Here is an 18556-nt window from a genome sequence, read left to right as displayed (position 1 = left end):
CCGAATTGACATCAAAATGATGTCATTCAGGGGAAAGGAAGAAACATGGGGATAAACTACAGCACACTCAAAGCCCGGCAACGCCAGGAACGCGACAGCTACCCGGATAACCTCGGCCTGCGCGTCCACCGCGCCCTCAGCTGGCTCCACCGCGCCGAACAGGAAGCCGACTCGGACAGCCGCTTCATCTTCCTGTGGATCGCCTTCAACGCCGCCTACGCCACCGACATCGATGATCGCGAAGGCCTCAGCGAACAGCGCACCTTCAATACCTTCCTGGAAAAGCTCCAGTCACTGGACAGCAACCACCGCCTGAACAAGCTGGTGTGGAACGCTTACCCCAACGCCATCCGCGTACTGCTGGATAACCCCTACGTGTTTTCCTGTTTCTGGGATCACCAGAAAGGCCAGAAAAGCGAAGACCAGTGGAAGCAAAGCTTCGAATCCGCCAAGAAAGCCGCCAACCATGCCCTGGCCCAGCAGGACACCCCGCGCCTGCTGGCCATCGTCCTCAGCCGCATCTACACCCTGCGCAACCAGCTCGTCCACGGTGGCGCCACTTGGAACAGCAGCATCAACCGTGACCAGATCCGCGATTGTGTGAACCTCATGGGCGAATTGGTACCGGCGGTAATCGAGATCATGATGGATAGCCCGAATACCCTGTGGGGTGAAGCAAGTTATCCGGTGGTGACGGAATGAGGCATGCGATACGGGTCTCACGGTGGGCTCTATCTTCAGTAAGTGATATCAGGGCTACTCGAGATGGTTTTGTGGTTTTTCGAGAATATAGGGAAAGATATAGGGAAATATTGATATATCAGTTTCTCTTAATGCAAACAATTAGTGTTGAGGTGGTGGGTTTTAAAAATGGGAATTAATTTCAGGCATGAAGATAAAGACCTTGCTTTTCTGAAGTACTGTGAGGAAGACGACCTTCGTCAATTAGCTAATATTCTTATTTGCGACGTTTCAGGTGATGGCAAAGAAAGAATAACCAGTGAGCTGGTTCAAGAAAAAAGGTTCAAGGCACTTGAAGGAAAAGTAGACCGATACAGGAAGTGTTGGGATCTAATTGCAGGAGAGCTCCAGCACTATGGTGGTGATACTTTTGTTAACCTATTCAGGCGTGGTGGCGTTTTCTACAAGGAGCTGTTGGTTGATGCCTGTGAAAAAATAAAAGTGAAATTCGACAAAAAAAGTTCGACCTATGAGATTGAAGATTGCCTGCTTGCTGAAGTAGTAAGTCGTACATGGAAAGATATGGATGATGAGCAAAAAAGGAAGGTGTTAGACGGGGTCGGCCTTGATGAGGCGATGGATAGTGCGAAAATCGACGATAAATTGCGAAATGCGGTCTTTTCTAGCGCTTCGGCATCGATGTTTTTAGCCTCAACGACAGCAGGCATGGTTGCCAAGGCGGTAGCCTTAAATGCTGGCATGGGGGGTGTTCGTTATTTCGTTGCTAGAGCGCCAGTGGTTGGCCTAGGTGGGCCTATTTTCTGGGCTGCTTTGGGGTTGAGTGCGATTCCAAGCATTTCTGGTACGGCTTATCGCGTCACTATGCCTGCGAGTATTCAGGTGGCTTATATGCGTCGCAAAATTGAATTTAACGATCATTTCTGAGGTTGAGTCATGGAGCAGACAGTTTTTATCCTTGATGAGGAGAGGTTAACCAAAGAGTTTATTGAGGCCTACAGCGCAGGTAAAGTCACTATTAGAGATGGTGTTGGCTACTGGGCCAAGGGAAGTGGTAATACTGGTATCATCAAGCACCTCCCTTTTAAGGAGGCTCCTTACGAGGGGGTGAAAGAAGCGATTAAGCAGGCTCAAATGGCCAATGTCCTTACCGCTGCCGCATCTACTTCCATCATTTTGGGGGCTATTGTCGTGCAGACCCGTTATCTTGCTTCTAAGTTGGAAAATCTTCAGGAGCAAGTGGACATCATCGCTCAAGATCAGCATTCCTCCAATATTGTTTTCTATCTAGAAAAGGTAACTAGTTACGCAGGGCTTATCGCTTCCGCTCGCACCCTTCTTATTGATCGGGATGTTATCGATGAGTGCGGGGATATAGCTTCTTCATTGCTCGCCAGTTTGATGATTCAGAGACATCAAATACTTTCTTTTGTGGATAATATTTTAGGTTATTCTAGGAGTTATGAGGTTTCGCCGCGTTACTACAAGCTGATTATTAATTTTGTACAAACCATCCTGGATGTAATTCCTTCTGCAGCGCATTTAGAGTTTGTTCTCTCGGATAGAATGGGCCGCTTCAGTTATTCGGAAGTTCTCCTTAGAGAAGCTGGAGAGAGCTATGAGAGAGGGTTGTTGGCTTATAAAAGTTTTTTGGTTGAGAGTAAGAAAAGCATTATAAAGGGAGATTTTCTGCTTGAAAGAAAGCAGGTTTTTGATGAGGTAGAAGAGCAGGCGTTGTTGCTTTTTAATTCTGAAATGAACGCGGCGCTGATGAGGTTGCCTGAAGGTAAGGTGGCCATTGAAAGCAAGAAGACTGGGGCTATGCTTGTAGGGTAGAGCGGAATGGTAGATCCCAATGCGGCTGACAATCTTTTGTATTTTTACGCGTCGTCCGTGCCGAAGAGAGTACCGCAAGAATAAGTCCCAGGAGATGGTTTGCCTCGATTTCTTCACACCGCTGACTGGCAGATAGGCCGCCAGTACGCCAGCTTTGCACCGGATGATGCGGTGGCGTTGGCCGAGGCCCGTATTTTTGTCATTGAGCGCATCGCTGACCTAGCGACGCAGCACGCTGTCGATGCGGTGCTGGTCGCGGGCGATGTGTTTGATGCCCAGACGGTATCGGATCGCACCATCCGCCGTCTGTTTAATGCCATGGCCGACTACGCCGGTCCCTGGATCCTGATTCCTGGCAACCATGATGCGGCACTTGCCGAAAGCGTCTGGACACGGGCGCAGCGCCTGGGGGCTGTCCCCGAGAATGCTCACCTGGCCCTCTCTCCGCAGGTGCTGGAGTTCGCCGAAGCCGATTTTGTCATCCTGCCGGCACCGCTCACCCAGCGTCATACCCAATCGGATCTCACCAGCTGGTTCGATCAGGCGGAGACCGCAGAAGGCCTTGCACGCATCGGTCTGGCCCACGGCAGTGTTCAGGGAATCCTGGCGGAAGACATGGACTCTCCCAACCCCATTGCAGCGGACAGGACGGAAACGGCGCGGCTGGATTATCTGGCCCTGGGGGACTGGCACGGCACCAAGCAGATCAACCCGCGCACCTGGTACAGCGGCACGCCAGAACAGGACCGTTTCCGAGGCAATGACCCGGGTAATGTGTTGCTGGTGGATATCCCTGAAGTGGGCGCAGAGCCCCGGGTGGAGATTCTGCCTATCGGTCGCCACCCGTGGATTCAGATGTCAGAGCATCTTGCTGTGTCATCAGACCTGGATCAGCTCATCGCCAACATTGAAGCGCAACCTGAGCAAGCGGTGGTGGCTCTGCGCCTGGAGGGGGAGATCAGCCTGTTGGGCAAGCAGCAGCTGGAGCGCGCCCTGTCAGTAGCGGAAGCCCGCTTCCGCAGCCTGGGCTATGACCTGTCAGGCCTGAGCTTGCAGCCCACGGAAGACGATATCGCCGCCCTTCATGCCGATGGCTATGTGGGAGACGTGATTGCCGAACTCCGTGGCCAGCAGGAGGGTGAGGGCGGCGAGGTCGCCAGAGATGCCATGGCCATCCTCGCCTCCATGCTGCTCGAGAAACAGGCCCAGGGAGGTGACGCATGAAATTGCTGCGCCTCAAGGCCGAACAGCTCCGCCAGTTCCGCGCCCCCGTGGAAATCAAGGACCTGGAGCCGGGTATCAACCTGTTTACCGGCCCCAATGAATCCGGCAAAAGCACCCTGGTACGTGCGATCCGGGCTGCCTTCTTCGAGCGCCATAAATCCTCCAGCGTGGAGGATCTGCAGCCTTGGGGTGATTCGGCAGCCGTGCCCACCGTGGAGCTGGACTTCGAATGGGAGGAGCAGTCTTGGAAACTGGTGAAGAGCTTCCTCAAAAAGAAGCGCTGTGACCTGACCGTAGATGGTGCGCCCTATAGTGGTGATGACGCCGAAGAAAAGCTTTCCAGCCTGCTGGGCTATGAATTCGCAGCGAAAGGGGCAAGCAAGCAGCAGCACTGGGGTATTCCCGGTCTGCTGTGGGTTGAGCAAGGCGCAGGCCAGGAAATCCAGGCCCCGGTAGAGCATGCCGGCCAGCACTTGAAAGCCGCCCTTGGGGGTAACCTGGGCGAAGTAACCAGCAGCACGGGCGATGAGCTGATCAGCCAGGTGACAGCAGAGAGGGCCAAGCTGCTGACCACAACCGGCAAACCCACGGGCAACTATGCCAAAGCCATTGCCGACGCTGATACGCTGCAGGAGCAGTTTGACGCACTGCAGAATCGAATACAGCAATACCGCCAGCAGGTAGATCGACTGGGCCAGCTGAGAGAAGAGCAGTCCCAGGCCGAAACAGAGCGCCTCTGGGAAACCTACCGTCAGCAAGCTAAAGAAGCAGAAGCCCGGTTGAGTGAAGTCGAGTCCTGGCAAAGAGAACAAGACCGGGACCAGCAGGCGTTAAAAGACTGCCAAACCAGTATTCAGACCACACTCGAACTGCTGAGCGGCTTCCAAAGCCAGCAGCAGGACCTGGCACGGCGCGAGGACGAAAAGAAAGCCGCAGAACAGCAGCAAGCGGACCTTGAGGCGCGCAAGCCTGCCAGTGAAGCAGCCCTCGAAGAAGCCAGGCAGACCCACGAGGCCGCTCGCAAGGCATTAAAGCTGGCCCAGCAGCACCAGCAACGCAAGGAGCTGGTCCGCGAGCTGGAAGGCATTGAGGGCGAGCTGGTTAATGACAAGAGCAAACTCGCACGGGCGAAAGCACTCCATGCCTCACTTCTGGAAAACCGCCAAAAGCAGCAATCCCAGCAGATTGACCCACAAACAATCCTGCGGTTAAAAGACGTGGTCTCAGCGCTGGATCGCCTGGCCATTCAGCAGGATGCCGTGGCAACCCGGCTGCAATTCGACCTGACCGATGATCATAGCGTTACCCTTGATGGGCAGAGCCTGACAGGGCAGAGCGAGCATCTGTTGATTGAGCCAGGCGAGCTAGCCATCAAAGGCGTCGGCACCCTGCGGGTGTTGCCGGGGGGCGAAGATGTGGCCGAGATCGCCAGTGCCAAGCAGAGCCTGACCGACGAGCAGGAGAACTTGCTGACCCGGCTGCGCGTCACGTCCCTGGCTGAGGCAGAAGAGCGATTAAAACAGCTGCAGGCACTGGAGCAAGCCATCCAGCAGGATGAATCCGTCCTCAAGGAGTTGGCACCGGAGGGGTTGGAAACCCTCTCTGATCAGCTGCAGCTGAAACAGGCACGCAAAGATGCGCTCGCCCCGCAAATTCAGGCGTTACCAGAGCAAGATGAAGACAGCCCGTCCCCTTCCCGTGCCGAGGCTCAGCAGGAATACGCCGCAGAGGCGCTTGCAGGCGCGCAAGCCGCGAATCAAACGCTGAAAAGTGAGCTGTTGCTGGCGGAGCAGGCCCTGAATCGTGCCCGGCAAGAGTGGGAGCGCCTCAGCAATGAACTGCAGGCCCCGGACCGCAAACAGCGTGAAAAGCAGGCGGGCGAACAGTTGGCCGAGCTGCGAACCAACGAGCGCCGCCTGAGCGACCAGCTTGCAGAGCGTGAAGCACAGATTAAGCAGGCCAACCCGGATGCCCTCAAACAGGATGTTCAGCGTCTCACCAAAAGCGCAGATGCAGCAGAAAAGCAGGAAGAGTTGCGCCGGTTTGAGCTGATCCAGCTGCAGGCTCGCCTGGAGTCAGCCGGCGCGGAAGGCCTGGAAGAGCAAAGCGCAGAGCTGAAAGTCGAGCTGGACCGGGCAATCCGCCGTAAAAGGGAGCTCGAACGCCACGCCAACGCCCTGGACTTCCTGCTTGCCCGTCTCACAGAGCATCGCCTGGAGCTCACGCGCCAACTCCAGGCCCCATTGCAGAAACATCTGAACCACTACCTGCAACTCTTGTTCCCGGAGGCCTCCCTGAATGTGGATGAAAACCTCATCCCGGAAGTCTTGGTCCGCCAGGGCCACGGTGGGGAAGAGCGTGGGCAGTTTAATGAGTTGAGCTTCGGCGCACGGGAGCAGATGGCCCTGATCAGCCGATTGGCCTATGCCGATCTCCTGCAGGAAGCCAACAAGCCAACACTGATCATCCTGGATGATGCCCTGGTCCACAGCGATGCCGAGCGCCTCAAGGCCATGAAGCGCGTGCTCTACGATGCCGCCCAGCGCCACCAGATCCTGCTGTTTACCTGCCACCCGGATAACTGGCGGGATCTGGGGGTGGCGGCGAGGGAGGTTGAGGGACTTCGGTTGTGATGCCCATTGGGGTACACGATTCCCCAATTTTCCCCTATTCTCACCTCTTCAGTATGGAGAAGTGAAAGCATGGCCGATGAAATATTGACCTTGAAGGAGGTTGCCAGCTACCTGAAGGTGGCAGAGAAAACGGCTTATCGGTTGGCAGCAGAGGGTAAGTTGCCTGGTTTCAAAGTTGGAGGGAGCTGGCGGTTCAGGCAGGAAGATATTGTCCACTGGATCGAGGCGCAGAAGGTCGATAGGCAATAGTAGACGCGACACAACGCGTTTCTCGTTGTAAGACAGCATTGAATCTCTGGAGCACCCGGAGTCTGATGCCAGGACAAGCAGAATACAGGACAGATAATAAAATGACGGACGCTTTCTTTGAGAAGCCGATTCTCAACTCTCCCTATGATTATCCCGGACGACACTGGGAGCTGGATAAATCTGGTCAGCCAACCCAGCAAATAATCGAAAAGCGCCGTAGGGCGGAATTTATTACCCCTATTCCAAAGCCCAAAAAACGTAAGGGGTCGGGCGAGCAGGCTGCCATGGCTTTTGACGAAGGCCTGGGCCTGTCATCAGAAGAGCAGCAATACGATCACACGGCAGTGATTAACGCTGTCCGTGTAGAAGTCGATAAGTGGCGGCGTATCCCTAACCCCGCCGATTGGCGGGTAACTCCTGAAACCGCTCGCCTTCTCCAGCACTGGAGGCATCATGATTTTTCCGGTATTCGGCCTTTCTTTTGTCAGGTCGAAGCTGTCGAAACGGCTATCTGGCTAACGGAAGTCGCTCCCCAAATAGGCAAAGCTGGCCAGAGGTTTCTTGAGCATTTGGAAAACGCCAACAGGGAGGCCAATCCTGAATTGATGCGTTTGGCGCTTAAACTTGCTACAGGGGCTGGTAAAACCACAGTAATGGCCATGCTTATCGCCTGGCAAACAGTAAATGCTGTACGTAAACCTAATAGTAAAAAGTTTACTCGTGGCTTTCTGTTGGTGGCGCCAGGTATCACTATTCGAGATCGTCTACGAGTACTACTTCCCAACGATCCAGAGAGTTACTACAAAAGCCGTGAGCTTGTGCCCACTGACATGATGGAGGATTTGGGAAAAGCCAAGATAGTTATCACCAATTACCATGCCTTTAAGTTACGCGAGCGCATGGAACTTTCCAAAGGTGGCCGTCTGTTGCTGCAGGGAAGAGGTGGGGAAGAGCTCGATACTTTGGAAACCGAAGGGCAAATGCTCCAGAGGGTGATGCCGGAGTTGATGGGGCTGAAAAACATCCTCGTAATCAATGACGAAGCCCACCACTGCTATCGAGAGAAGCCCGACAGCAACGATGAGGATCCATTAAAGGGAGACGAAAAAAAAGAAGCTGAAAAGAACAAAGAAGCAGCGCGTTTATGGATAAGTGGTATTGAGGCAATTAACCGTAAACTGGGTGTTAGCCGGGTTTTTGATCTTTCTGCAACACCGTTTTTTCTTAGCGGATCTGGTTATGTCGAGGGGACGTTGTTTCCCTGGACTATGAGCGATTTCTCGCTGATGGACGCCATCGAATGTGGCATCGTCAAGCTCCCTCGTGTTCCTGTGGCCGAGAATATCCCCGGCAATGAAATGCCAATGTTTCGGAATCTTTGGGAGCACATTGGTAAAAAAATGCCCAAGAAAGGGCGAGGTAAAGGGGCTCTGCTCGATCCACTCAGTATCCCTGTCGAGCTGCAAACCGCTCTGCAGGCCCTCTACGGCCACTACGAAAAAACGTATGAACTTTGGAAGCAGGCTGGTATCAAGGTTCCTCCTTGCTTCATTGTGGTTTGTAACAATACCGCTACGTCAAAGCTGGTATACGATTACATTTCAGGGTTTATCCGTGAAAATGAAGATGGCTCATCTAATGTTGTAAATGGTCGCTTGGAGTTATTCCGTAACTATGATGAGCATGACACCCCTCTCGCTCGACCTAATACACTGCTGATCGATAGTGAGCAGCTTGAGTCAGGCGATGCCCTGGACAAAAACTTTCGAAATCTGGCCAGCGATGAAATTGAACGCTTCAAGCGTGAAGCCCTGGAACGCGGTGGCGATCTGGCCAATCAGATTCGTTCTGGCAAGGACATTGATGATGCGACCTTGCTGCGCGAGGTGATGAATACCGTAGGCAAGCAAGGGCAATTGGGTGAATCCGTCCGTTGTGTGGTCTCGGTTTCAATGCTTACTGAAGGGTGGGACGCGAATACCGTCACGCACGTGCTGGGAGTACGTGCTTTTGGCACCCAGTTGTTGTGTGAGCAAGTGATCGGCCGTGCACTGAGGCGTCAGTCCTACGACCTAAACGAAGAGGGTTTCTTTGGTGTGGAGTATGCCGATGTGCTCGGCATTCCATTCGATTTCACTGCTAAGCCAGTGATTGCTCCTCCACAGCCGCCACGAGAAACCATACAGGTGAAAGCAGTATTGCCGGAACGCGAGGACTTGGAAATCCAGTTTCCTCGTGTAGCGGGTTATCGGGTTGAGCTGCCAGAAGATCGCTTGATGGCTCAGTTTAATAATGATTCGGTATTTGAGCTCACTCCGGCGATTGTTGGCCCATCAATTACAAAGAACTCTGGAATTATTGGCGAAGCGGTGGATCTAAGCCTGGAGCATATCCGCGACATGCGCCCATCTACCTTGCTGTTTCATCTGACTCAGCGGCTTCTTTACACCAAATGGCGTGATCCTGGGGAGGAGCCCAAGCTGCACCTTTTCGGGCAACTTAAGCGCATAACCAAGCAGTGGCTGGATTCTTGCCTTGTGTGTAAGGGGGATACTTACCCAGGTTTGCTCATGTACCAGGCATTAGCTGATGTAGCCTGCGACCGTATTACTGCTGCCATTACTCGAGCAGAGCAAGGTAAGCGGCCAATCAAGGCCGTGCTGGACCCCTATAATCCCACAGGCACTACCGCCAATGTTAACTTCACAACCTCAAAAACAGAGCGTTATGAAACCGACGGCCGCCGCTGTCAGCTCAACTGGGTCATTCTCGATAGTGATTGGGAAGCTGAATTTTGCCGTGTGGCGGAAGCTCACCCGAAAGTCATGTCTTATGTGAAAAACCATAACTTAGGGCTAGAGGTGCCTTATCGCTACGCCTCTGAAAACCGAAAATATAGGCCAGATTTCATCGTTCAGGTCGATGATGGTCGTGGTGTGAAAGACCCTTTAAATTTGGTTGTAGAGATTAAAGGCTATCGTGGTGAAGATGCCAAAGAGAAGAAGTCAACAATGGATGCCTATTGGATTCCCGGCATTAACAACCTTGATGTCTATGGCCGCTGGGATTTTGCTGAATTCACAGACGTTTTCCAGATGCGGGATGACTTCGCTGACAAGGTCGAAGCTGAATTTAATAAGATGATCACTGCCGCTTCGGCAGCATCAAGTGAGCAGGATAAATAACATGGCGAGAAAACCTAAAACTCCCAAGAGCATTGAAGCAATCACTCATGATGATGCAACGCGAAAAAATATTCCCACTGCTGAATACCAGTCGGTGATGAAAAAGGATGATCAAGCGCCTGTTAAGGTTAGCTACTCGCGTGGTAGCGAAGGGCTGGAAGAAGAAAAGGAAAGCCGCAACTTGGATTTGGACCCCCAACTCGTTTGGCGCGGTAAAGACCAACAGGACTGGTCGGACCTGGTGGTCAATGCGCCGCCGCTCTATATCCAGGAAAAGGTTCATCCCAAGGTGCTGATCGACGATCTGCGTCGCCGAACTGAAGCCGCTGAGAAAGAGGAAGAAGCCGAGCAAGCCGGTGCCATGGCGGACCTCTTTGCAGACTTTAATGGCCTGCCCGACGAGGGGGCCAAAACTGAGTTCTACCAACACGATGCGCACTGGACCAACCGCATGATCCTCGGTGATTCATTGCAGGTTATGGCTAGCTTGGCGGAGCGGGAAGGACTGCGCGGTAAGGTGCAGTGTATCTATTTTGATCCTCCCTATGGCATTAAATTTAATTCTAACTTTCAGTGGTCTACCACCACTAATAAAGTTACAGACGGGAAATCGGAACACATCACACGTGAGCCCGAGCAGGTCAAAGCTTTCCGAGATACTTGGCGTGATGGCATCCACTCATACCTGACTTATTTGCGCGATAGGATAACCGTTGCTCGCGACCTTTTGACCGATTCAGGATCAATTTTTGTACAAATTGGGGACGAAAATGTACATCGTGTACGAGCACTGTTGGAGGAAGTTTTTGGAGAAGAGAACTTTGTATCACTGATTTGTGTCAAGAAGACAGGGGGGATGGGTGCGAAGTACATAGATTCTGTTTTCGATTACATAATTTGGTTCGCCAAGTCACTAAACTCAATGAAATACAGAGGGTTAATTAGTAGAAAAATGATAGGAGAGGGACATGGAACAGGGATGCGCTATGATCAGGTAAGATTTGATGACTTAACGGAAAGGTCATTGGTAAAGTCAGAAAAGGAAGATCTACAGTCATTGAAAAGCCTTGAGAAATCAGGGGCGCGTTTTTATCAATTAACATCATTAAATTCCGATAGTTCAAGTGATGCTACTACGGTTGCTTTTGATTTTCAGGGTAAAGTATTTAAAAGGACGAATTGGAAAACCAATGCGTCAGGCTTGTCACGGCTCAGAAAGGCTGACCGAATTAAGCAAGGAGATAAAACCTTAAGGTATCGTCGATATCTGGAGGATTTTCCTGGAACTCATATTGCCAACTTCTGGGATGATACCGGTGTGTCTGGAAAACTATATGTTGTTCAAACTTCTACGAGAGTTGTAGAAAGATGCATTATGATGGCTTCAGATCCTGGTGATCTAATTCTTGATCCTACCTGTGGTTCGGGAACCACTGCGGCGGTTTCGGAAAAATGGGGCCGGCGCTGGGTTACTATCGATACTTCCCGGGTTTCCCTGGCTTTGGCTCGCGGCCGTATTATGGGGGCTCGCTATCCCTATTATCTTCTCGCAGATAGTGCAGAGGGGCAATTAAAGGAAGCTGAAATTACCCGCAGCACTCTTTCCAGTCAGCCCGCGCGTGGGCATATCAATCACGGTTTTGTCTATGAGCGTGTGCCGCATATCACTCTTAAATCTATCGTCAATAATGCTGAAATCGACGTGATCTGGGATAAGTTTCAAGAAACAGTGGAACCTTTGCGCGAGCAGTTGAATCAAGCCCTGAGCCAGAAGTGGGAAGACTGGGAGATTCCTCGTGAGGCGGATGAAGATTGGCCGGAGTCCGCCAAGAAGCTCCACGCCGACTGGTGGAGAGCCAGGATCTCCCGCCAGCAGGAAATCGATGCTTCCATCGCCGCCAAAGCCGACCATGAATTCCTCTACGACAAGCCCTACGAGGACAAGAAGAAAGTCCGTGTTGCTGGCCCTTTTACGGTGGAGAGTCTCTCGCCGCACCGCGTATTAGGCGTAGATGAGAATGATGAGCTTATCGATCCCAATGATGTAGCCGAACATGACGGTGGCTACTCTGATGGCCGAGATTTCGTTCAGATAATTCTTGAAAACCTCAAAACCTCCGGGGTGCAACAAGCCCATAAAGACGACAAAATTGACTTTACCGCCCTCAGTCCTTGGCCTGGAGAGCTGGTGTGCGCTGAAGGCAGGTACTTCGACGGCGGAGAGGAGGGCGGCGCAGAGAAACGCGCGGCGATCTTCATCGGTCCGGAATTCGGCACGGTCTCCCGCCCGGACCTAGTTCAGGCGGCCCGCGAAGCCGCCGACGCCGACTTCGATGTCCTGATTGCCTGTGCTTTCAACTACGAAGCACACACCACAGAATTCGAAAAACTTGGCCGCATTCCTGTGCTCAAAGCCCGCATGAACGCTGATCTGCATATGGCGGATGACCTCAAGAACACTGGCAAAGGCAACCTTTTCGTTATCTTCGGTGAGCCGGATATTGATATTCTGGATGCTGAAAACAATCAAATCCAAGTCAAAGTCAACGGCGTCGACATATTCAAACCGCAAACTGGCGAAGTCATCAGCGACTCCGCTGACGGTATTGCCTTCTGGTTTATCGATACCGACTACAACGAGGAGTCTTTTTTCGTTCGCCAGGCCTATTTCCTAGGGGCTAATGATCCCTACAAATCTCTTAAGACAACCCTCAAAGCCGAAATTAATGCTGAGGCTTGGGAGACACTTAACAGTGATATTTCCAGGCCCTTTAAAAAGCCCCATTCCGGGCGGATTGCCGTGAAAGTGATTAATCACTTGGGGGATGAGGTAATGAAGGTGTTTAGAGTATGATGGCTGTATTCACCGCTAGGAGAAACCACCATGGCCAGTGCTGAGCAACTCAAAGCGCTGTTGAAGTCGCACCTGGACGGTGATGACGAGCGTTTTTATTCGGTGGCCATGCAGCTCGCAGCCCATGAGGCCAAGGTCGGCCATGGCAAGCTGGCGAAAGAGTTACGGACTCTTGTCGATCAGGCCAAGCTGCGAAGGGGGGCTGAGTCGGGCATAGACAAACCGGTGCCTATCGGCCGTCCTCGTGGCGAGCTGGCTAATCTGTTATCGGTTAGCTACCCGAAATCCCGTTTGGGCGATATGGTCTTAAGTGATGAGCTTGATCAGCAGCTTAGCCGTATCATCCGTGAGCAGCGCCATGCAGCTAATATTCTCGCCCATGGCCTGCAGCCCCGGCGAAAACTGTTGCTCATGGGGCCGCCTGGTACGGGTAAAACCATGACAGCATCGGTTTTGGCGGGGGAGCTGGGTTTGCCGCTGTTCCAGGTTCGCCTTGATGGTTTGATGACCAAATTTATGGGGGAGACGGCGGCGAAGCTGCGGCAAATATTTGAATCCACCGAGCAAGCCCGCGGCGTTTACTTTTTTGATGAATTTGACTCAATCGGCTCTCAGAGAGGTTTGGCGAATGACGTTGGTGAGATCCGACGCATTTTAAATAGCTTTCTGCAAATGATTGAGCAGGATGCATCCCATAGCCTAATCGTTGGGGCCACTAATCATCCTGATATTCTCGATAACGCCTTGTTTCGTCGTTTTGATGATCTTCTTCATTACGAATTGCCCGACGAGGAACATATTGCGAGTGTGTTGAAAGCTCGTCTCGGCCGTATGGCGACCAAGGGGGTGTCTTGGAAGCGTTTGGCGAGCAAAGCAATGGGGTTAAGTTATGCCGAGATCACCCGCGCCTCAGATGAGGCGATGAAATCTGCCTTGATTGAAGATAGGACGACTATCGCTGAAAAGGATATCGGCTACGCGTTGCAAGAGCGGCATAGCCAGGTGGAACGCCTTCGAATAAAAAAGTAGTCATAATAAGGATGTTAGATGGCAGAGAGCGGCGGGGATCGCAAGCGACATTTTCTTCTTCAGAATAATGGCAAAACAGAGCCTTTTTCCTCTCCGCCACGCGGTGGTGGAGGGGGGGCTCTGCCTGTGCAAGACAGGCAGACGCATGGCGCTGCATTGTTAAACCAGGTTAGACAGTTAGCTCCCCAAGTCGAAGCGGCAAAAATTGAGCAGCAGAAAGTCGGATTGGAGGAAGGGTTCGGTCTACAGATCGAGTTTGGGAGTTTTCCTGATATCGAGCTGGCTTTTGAGTCCCTTGCTCGGGAGCGCTCAGGCATCGAATTGCGCAATGTGCGCCATGACGATGAGAGCGCTCGTACCTATGCGACTGTCTTTGTTCCTGAAGGTAAGCTAGCGCGCTTTGAGAACCTAATTGCCGATTACCTGGATGAATCCAAAGACAAAAAGAGTGGTCCCAAGAATAGCAAGCTGCTTAACGCTATTTCGGAAATTCGCATGGCGAGCCTTGAGGCCTTGTGGACTGATGATCCTAGTTCTTTGCCGCATTCAGATGATGAAAATATCTGGTGGGAAGTGTGGCTTCCTGTGCGAGGCGATCGGGCAGGGGTGTTACAGCAGTTCCGCCAGATTGCTGGGGAGCTGGGGTTCCGGATTCCAGCTGGTGAGTTGCAATTCCCTGAGCGCACGGTGCTTGTGGCCTATGGCTCCGTTGGGCAGATGAAACAATCAGTTATGGCGCTGAATAGTATCGCTGAGCTTCGCCGCGCTAAGGAAACTGCCGATTTCTTTGATTCTTTGCCTCCGGGTGAGCAGCCAGCCTGGCTAGATGAAATGCTCAGCAGGCTGACACTACCAAACGTAGGTGATGACGTACCACATGTCTGCTTGTTCGATACTGGTGTGAATCACGGGCATCCATTGCTTGAAATGGCACTTGATAATGCTGATCTCCATAGTGTGGAACCAGCTTGGGGGTTAGATGATGGCGATGGACATGGTACGGGTATGGCTGGGCTGGCCCTGATCGGTGACTTGACTGTACAGCTAGCCTCTGCGAATCCGATACATGTGGGGCATAGACTAGAGTCAGTCAAACTGATCCCCGAAAATGGCGCAAACGGGGCCGACCCTAAACATCATGGGTACATGACTTTAGAGGCTGTCGCGCGCCCAGAAATTGTCGAGCCTCGACGTTCACGAGTTTTCAGCATGGCTGTGACGGCACGTGATAATCGTGATCGTGGCCGTCCTTCTGCATGGTCAGCCACGATTGATCGATTGGCATCTGATGCGGAAGGTCAAGGAGAGACGCCGCGATTATTTGTGCTCTCGGCAGGTAATGTCACTGACCCTAATGCATGGGCTGAGTATCCCGACAGCAACAGCACGGATGGCATACATGATCCCGCTCAAGCCTGGAATGCGCTTACCGTTGGTGCGGCTACTGAGTTAGTGAACATTACTGAGCCTGATGCCCAGGATTACCAGCCGATTGCGCCTCACGGAGGGCTGAGTCCCTTCAGTACGACTTCGCAGACCTGGCAAGCACACTGGCCGCTGAAACCGGATGTGGTGTTTGAGGGAGGAAATGCGGCCACAAATGCTCTGGGCGCCTCGTGGATGTCGAGCCTCAGCTTGCTGACAACAAATTTTAAGCCTGCAGATTGCTTGTTTACTACGACTAATGCGACGAGTGCAGCCTGTGCCCTGGCGGCGAAGATGGCTGCGCAACTAATGGCCGAATACCCAACCCTATGGCCTGAGACCATTCGAGCATTGATTGTGCATTCTGCAGAATGGACACCTGCAATGCGGCAAGCATTCTTGTCTCCTGCAGGTCAGCCAACGAAAGCCCAAATGGGTAATTTGGTCCGCCACTGCGGTTTCGGAATGCCCAGCCTAAATCGTGCGCTTTGGAGCGTTACAAATTCCCTGACAATGGTTTGCGAAAGCACATTGCACCCTTTTGCTCGTGAAAAGGGAAAGGAGCCGAAGTTGAGGGATATGAATCTACATCGTTTCCCTTGGCCTTTGGAGGAGCTGCAAGCGCTGGGGGAAACACCTGTTGAAATGCGGGTCACGCTGTCTTACTTCATTGAGCCAAACCCCTCTGCTCGGGGGGTAACGTCTCGTTACCGTTACGAATCGCACGGGTTACGGTTTGAGGTGAAGCGATCTCTTGAGTCTGAGTCCGATTTTCGTGCTCGTATTAATGCTGCGGCCAGGGATGAAGAAGAGCAGACTCGAACAGGGGGGAATGATCCTGGTTGGGTAATTGGGAAACAGGGGCGACATAAAGGCTCGCTACATTCTGATATATGGCAGGGCACAGCGGCAGATCTGGCCAGCCGGGGTGTTATGGCAATTTATCCTGCATTGGGATGGTGGAAGACTCGGCCGGCGCAAGAGCGGTACAACGATCCTGTACGTTATGCATTGGTCGTTTCCATTAGCGCTCCCGAAGTCGATGTTGATCTCTATACAGCAGTGGCCAATCAAGTTGTTGTACCGATTGAGGTGACGAGCTAATGAACTTTCGTATCGCCGATACGTTTACGAACAGTCTGGCTAGGCTGACAGGCGAAGAGCAAAAGCAGGTAAAAACTACAGCTTTTGATTTGCAAATGAATCCGGCCAGTCCAGGTATGAGCTTTCATAAGCTGGATAGGGCTAAAGATCCCAATTTTTGGTCGGTACGAGTGAGTCGTGATATCCGCCTGATTGTGCATAAAACGGCTAATAGCCTGCTTTTGTGTTATGTCGATCATCATGACAAGGCATATCAATGGGCTGAGCGCCGTAAGTTGCAAACACATCCCAAAACAGGTGCAGCGCAGCTGGTCGAGATCCGTGAAACCGTACACGATGTCGTGATTCCAAACTATGTTCAACAGGATGCTGGAACTGTAGATAAGCAGCCAGTATTTGCTGGAGTTGAGGACAGTACATTACTTTCCTACGGTGTCCCTGAAGACTGGCTAGATGATGTGCGCTCCGCTGATGAGGATGGTCTTCTGCAGATTGCAGATCATTTGCCTGGTGAAGCTTCAGAAGCCTTACTGGAATTAGCGACAGGCGGAAAACCGGTGCTTCCGGTCATTGCTGCTGAAGGCGGTGATCCCTTTGAGCATCCTGATGCTCAGCGTCGCTTCCGCGTTATGACTGATGCGGATGAGTTGGCGAGAGCATTAGAGTTCCCGTGGGATAAATGGACAGTTTTTCTGCATCCAGCACAGAGACAAATTGCTGAGAGGGAGTATAACGGTCCGGCCCGGGTGTCGGGCTCTGCAGGCACGGGGAAAACTATTGTTGCCTTGCATCGGGCAGTTAATCTGGCGAAGCAGAATCCTGATTATCGAGTACTGTTGACAACATTCTCCGATACACTGGCTAATGCATTGCAAAATAAATTACGCTGCTTGGTTAGCAATGAACCTCGGCTGGGAGAAAGGCTGGAAGTTGCTGCTCTTGATGCTGTCGGGGAGCGTTTGTATGGCTCTCATTTCGGTTCTGCAAGAATTGCTGATAGAAAAGAAATTAAAGGCTTGCTTGTTGAGCATAGTGCAGGCATTGAGGGGTTGAAGTTTGGTCAGCGTTTCTTGCTGGGTGAATGGGAGGAAGTCGTTGATGCTTGGCAAGTTGATTCTCTTGAAGAATATCTGAACATTAAGCGTCTTGGCCGTAGAACCCGCCTTCCTGAGGCGCAACGTAAGCTTTTGTGGCAGGTTTTCGCTGGCGTAAAAAATCACCTTAATAAGCATGGTTTTATCACTCGGTCGCAGCTCTTTAGTGAGCTCGCTAATAAGGTTTCTTCCCGTGCTCACCCGCCATACGATGTGGCTGTAGTTGATGAAGCTCAGGATATTAGTGTGGCCCAGCTACGATTTCTAGCTGCTCTTGGTGCTGACCGCCAAAATAGTTTGTTTTTCGCGGGAGATCTGGGGCAGCGTATTTTTCAGGCGCCATTTTCCTGGAAATCGCTGGGCGTGGATATTCGAGGGCGATCTCATACACTAAGAATTAATTACCGAACATCCCATCAGATTAGAAAACAAGCAGATCAGCTTCTTGCTCCAGAAGTGACTGACATTGATGGGAATGTTGATGATAGAAGGGGTACGGTGTCAGTGTTCAACGGGCCGGACCCGGATGTTCATGTGTTCAATTCCGAAGACGAAGAAATCAGTTCTGTAGGTCAGTGGTTAGGTGCCTTGGTTGACGATGATGTAAGCGCTCACGAGATAGGGGTTTTTGTCCGTTCCGAAGTGGAACTTCATCGTGCAAGGCTAGCGGTAGAATCGGCTGGTCTCCCTTATAAGGTTCTGGATGAAAAGATGGAGACGGTTACGGGTAAAGTAACAATTAGCACTATGCACCTTGCTAAAGGCTTAGAATTTAGGGCTGTCGTCGTGATGGCTTGCGATGATGAAGTGATCCCTTCCCAGCAACGTATCGAATCGATCACTGACAATGCGGATTTAGAAGAGGTGTACGAGACCGAGAGGCATTTGCTTTATGTCGCGTGTACAAGGGCTAGAGATCACTTGCTAATATCCTGTGCATGTTCGGCTTCAGAGTTTCTTGATGATTTGAGGCAGTAAAAAAAGTTTTCTATTTGGCTGTGGTGTTGATTTTATTTGTATTTTTCTTCCGCTCGATAAATAAAATTTTTATAAAATAACTGCAGCACCCAAGGGGTGCTGCGAAGTGCCGCTTAGTCAAACTCCCATGTCCATGTGCCGTTATCATCAGTGACAGACACCTCGATGATATTGCAGCCACGTTCTGCTTTCGCTTTTAGTTTTTGTCCAAACTTGGCAGATGCTGGAAACAAACTGACACCTTCA

11 protein-coding genes are annotated in these 18556 nt (G+C 51.8%); all 11 read left to right on the top strand.

The annotated features are described in order from the left end of the window. The first annotated feature begins 45 nt into the window (after positions 1-45). The 11 genes from ABNH18_RS08700 to ABNH18_RS08650 all read left to right on the top strand — a co-directional run bounded on the left by ABNH18_RS08700 (position 46) and on the right by ABNH18_RS08650 (position 18310). Entirely contained in the window at positions 46-702 is a 657-nt protein-coding gene (locus ABNH18_RS08700; RefSeq protein WP_349382447.1) for a hypothetical protein, read from the top strand. Positions 703-870: 168 nt separating this feature from the next. Beyond that, positions 871-1626 carry a DUF3944 domain-containing protein gene (locus ABNH18_RS08695; protein ID WP_349382446.1) on the top strand — a complete coding sequence of 252 codons (756 nt, stop codon included), beginning with the start codon at positions 871-873 and terminating at the stop codon, positions 1624-1626. A gap of 9 nt (positions 1627-1635) precedes the next feature. Next, positions 1636-2535: a hypothetical protein gene (locus ABNH18_RS08690; RefSeq protein ID WP_349382445.1), complete on the top strand. Its 900-nt coding sequence runs from the start codon at positions 1636-1638 to the stop codon at positions 2533-2535. Between the two features lie 99 nt (positions 2536-2634). After that, positions 2635-3759: a metallophosphoesterase family protein gene (locus tag ABNH18_RS08685; RefSeq protein WP_349382444.1), complete on the top strand. Its 1125-nt coding sequence runs from the start codon at positions 2635-2637 to the stop codon at positions 3757-3759. Next, entirely contained in the window at positions 3756-6392 is a 2637-nt protein-coding gene (locus ABNH18_RS08680; RefSeq protein WP_349382443.1) for an AAA family ATPase, read from the top strand. Before ABNH18_RS08685 ends, ABNH18_RS08680 begins: the two co-directional genes overlap by 4 nt. 69 nt (positions 6393-6461) lie before the next feature. Beyond that, positions 6462-6641, top strand: a complete 180-nt coding sequence (gene mads1, locus ABNH18_RS08675) for a methylation-associated defense system helix-turn-helix domain-containing protein MAD1 (protein ID WP_349382442.1) — start codon at positions 6462-6464, stop codon at positions 6639-6641. A 65-nt stretch (positions 6642-6706) separates the two neighbouring features. Beyond that, on the top strand, positions 6707-9826 hold the full coding sequence (locus ABNH18_RS08670; protein ID WP_349382441.1) for a BPTD_3080 family restriction endonuclease: 3120 nt from the start codon (positions 6707-6709) through the stop codon (positions 9824-9826). Between the two features lies 1 nt (position 9827). Next, positions 9828-12680: a site-specific DNA-methyltransferase gene (locus ABNH18_RS08665; RefSeq protein WP_349382440.1), complete on the top strand. Its 2853-nt coding sequence runs from the start codon at positions 9828-9830 to the stop codon at positions 12678-12680. A 30-nt stretch (positions 12681-12710) separates the two neighbouring features. Then, positions 12711-13709: an AAA family ATPase gene (locus ABNH18_RS08660; RefSeq protein WP_349382439.1), complete on the top strand. Its 999-nt coding sequence runs from the start codon at positions 12711-12713 to the stop codon at positions 13707-13709. 18 nt (positions 13710-13727) lie between these two features. Further along, a complete protein-coding gene (locus ABNH18_RS08655) occupies positions 13728-16238 on the top strand; it encodes a S8 family peptidase (RefSeq protein WP_349382438.1) in 2511 nt (836 codons plus the stop codon). After that, positions 16238-18310, top strand: coding sequence for a 3'-5' exonuclease (locus ABNH18_RS08650; RefSeq protein WP_349382437.1), 2073 nt, complete (start codon positions 16238-16240; stop codon positions 18308-18310). The genes ABNH18_RS08655 and ABNH18_RS08650 overlap by 1 nt, the downstream gene beginning before the upstream one ends. The last annotated feature ends 246 nt before the right edge of the window (positions 18311-18556 follow it).

Source organism: Alcanivorax sp., assembly GCF_040118815.1.
GTDB lineage: Bacteria > Pseudomonadota > Gammaproteobacteria > Pseudomonadales > Alcanivoracaceae > Alcanivorax.
Note: the sequence above shows the minus strand (reverse complement) of the source record. Positions and strands in the feature narration are given on the sequence as shown.

Bases quoted from the DNA above. Each gene is read 5' to 3' on its own strand.
- ABNH18_RS08665 (WP_349382440.1), top strand. From the start codon at position 9,828: ATGGCGAGAAAACCTAAAACTCCCAAGAGCATTGAAGCAATCACTCAT.
- ABNH18_RS08690 (WP_349382445.1), top strand. From the start codon at position 1,636: ATGGAGCAGACAGTTTTTATCCTTGATGAGGAGAGGTTAACCAAAGAG.
- ABNH18_RS08680 (WP_349382443.1), top strand. From the start codon at position 3,756: ATGAAATTGCTGCGCCTCAAGGCCGAACAGCTCCGCCAGTTCCGCGCC.
- mads1 (WP_349382442.1), top strand. From the start codon at position 6,462: ATGGCCGATGAAATATTGACCTTGAAGGAGGTTGCCAGCTACCTGAAG.
- ABNH18_RS08670 (WP_349382441.1), top strand. From the start codon at position 6,707: ATGCCAGGACAAGCAGAATACAGGACAGATAATAAAATGACGGACGCT.
- ABNH18_RS08655 (WP_349382438.1), top strand. From the start codon at position 13,728: ATGGCAGAGAGCGGCGGGGATCGCAAGCGACATTTTCTTCTTCAGAAT.
- ABNH18_RS08700 (WP_349382447.1), top strand. From the start codon at position 46: ATGGGGATAAACTACAGCACACTCAAAGCCCGGCAACGCCAGGAACGC.
- ABNH18_RS08650 (WP_349382437.1), top strand. From the start codon at position 16,238: ATGAACTTTCGTATCGCCGATACGTTTACGAACAGTCTGGCTAGGCTG.
- ABNH18_RS08695 (WP_349382446.1), top strand. From the start codon at position 871: ATGGGAATTAATTTCAGGCATGAAGATAAAGACCTTGCTTTTCTGAAG.
- ABNH18_RS08660 (WP_349382439.1), top strand. From the start codon at position 12,711: ATGGCCAGTGCTGAGCAACTCAAAGCGCTGTTGAAGTCGCACCTGGAC.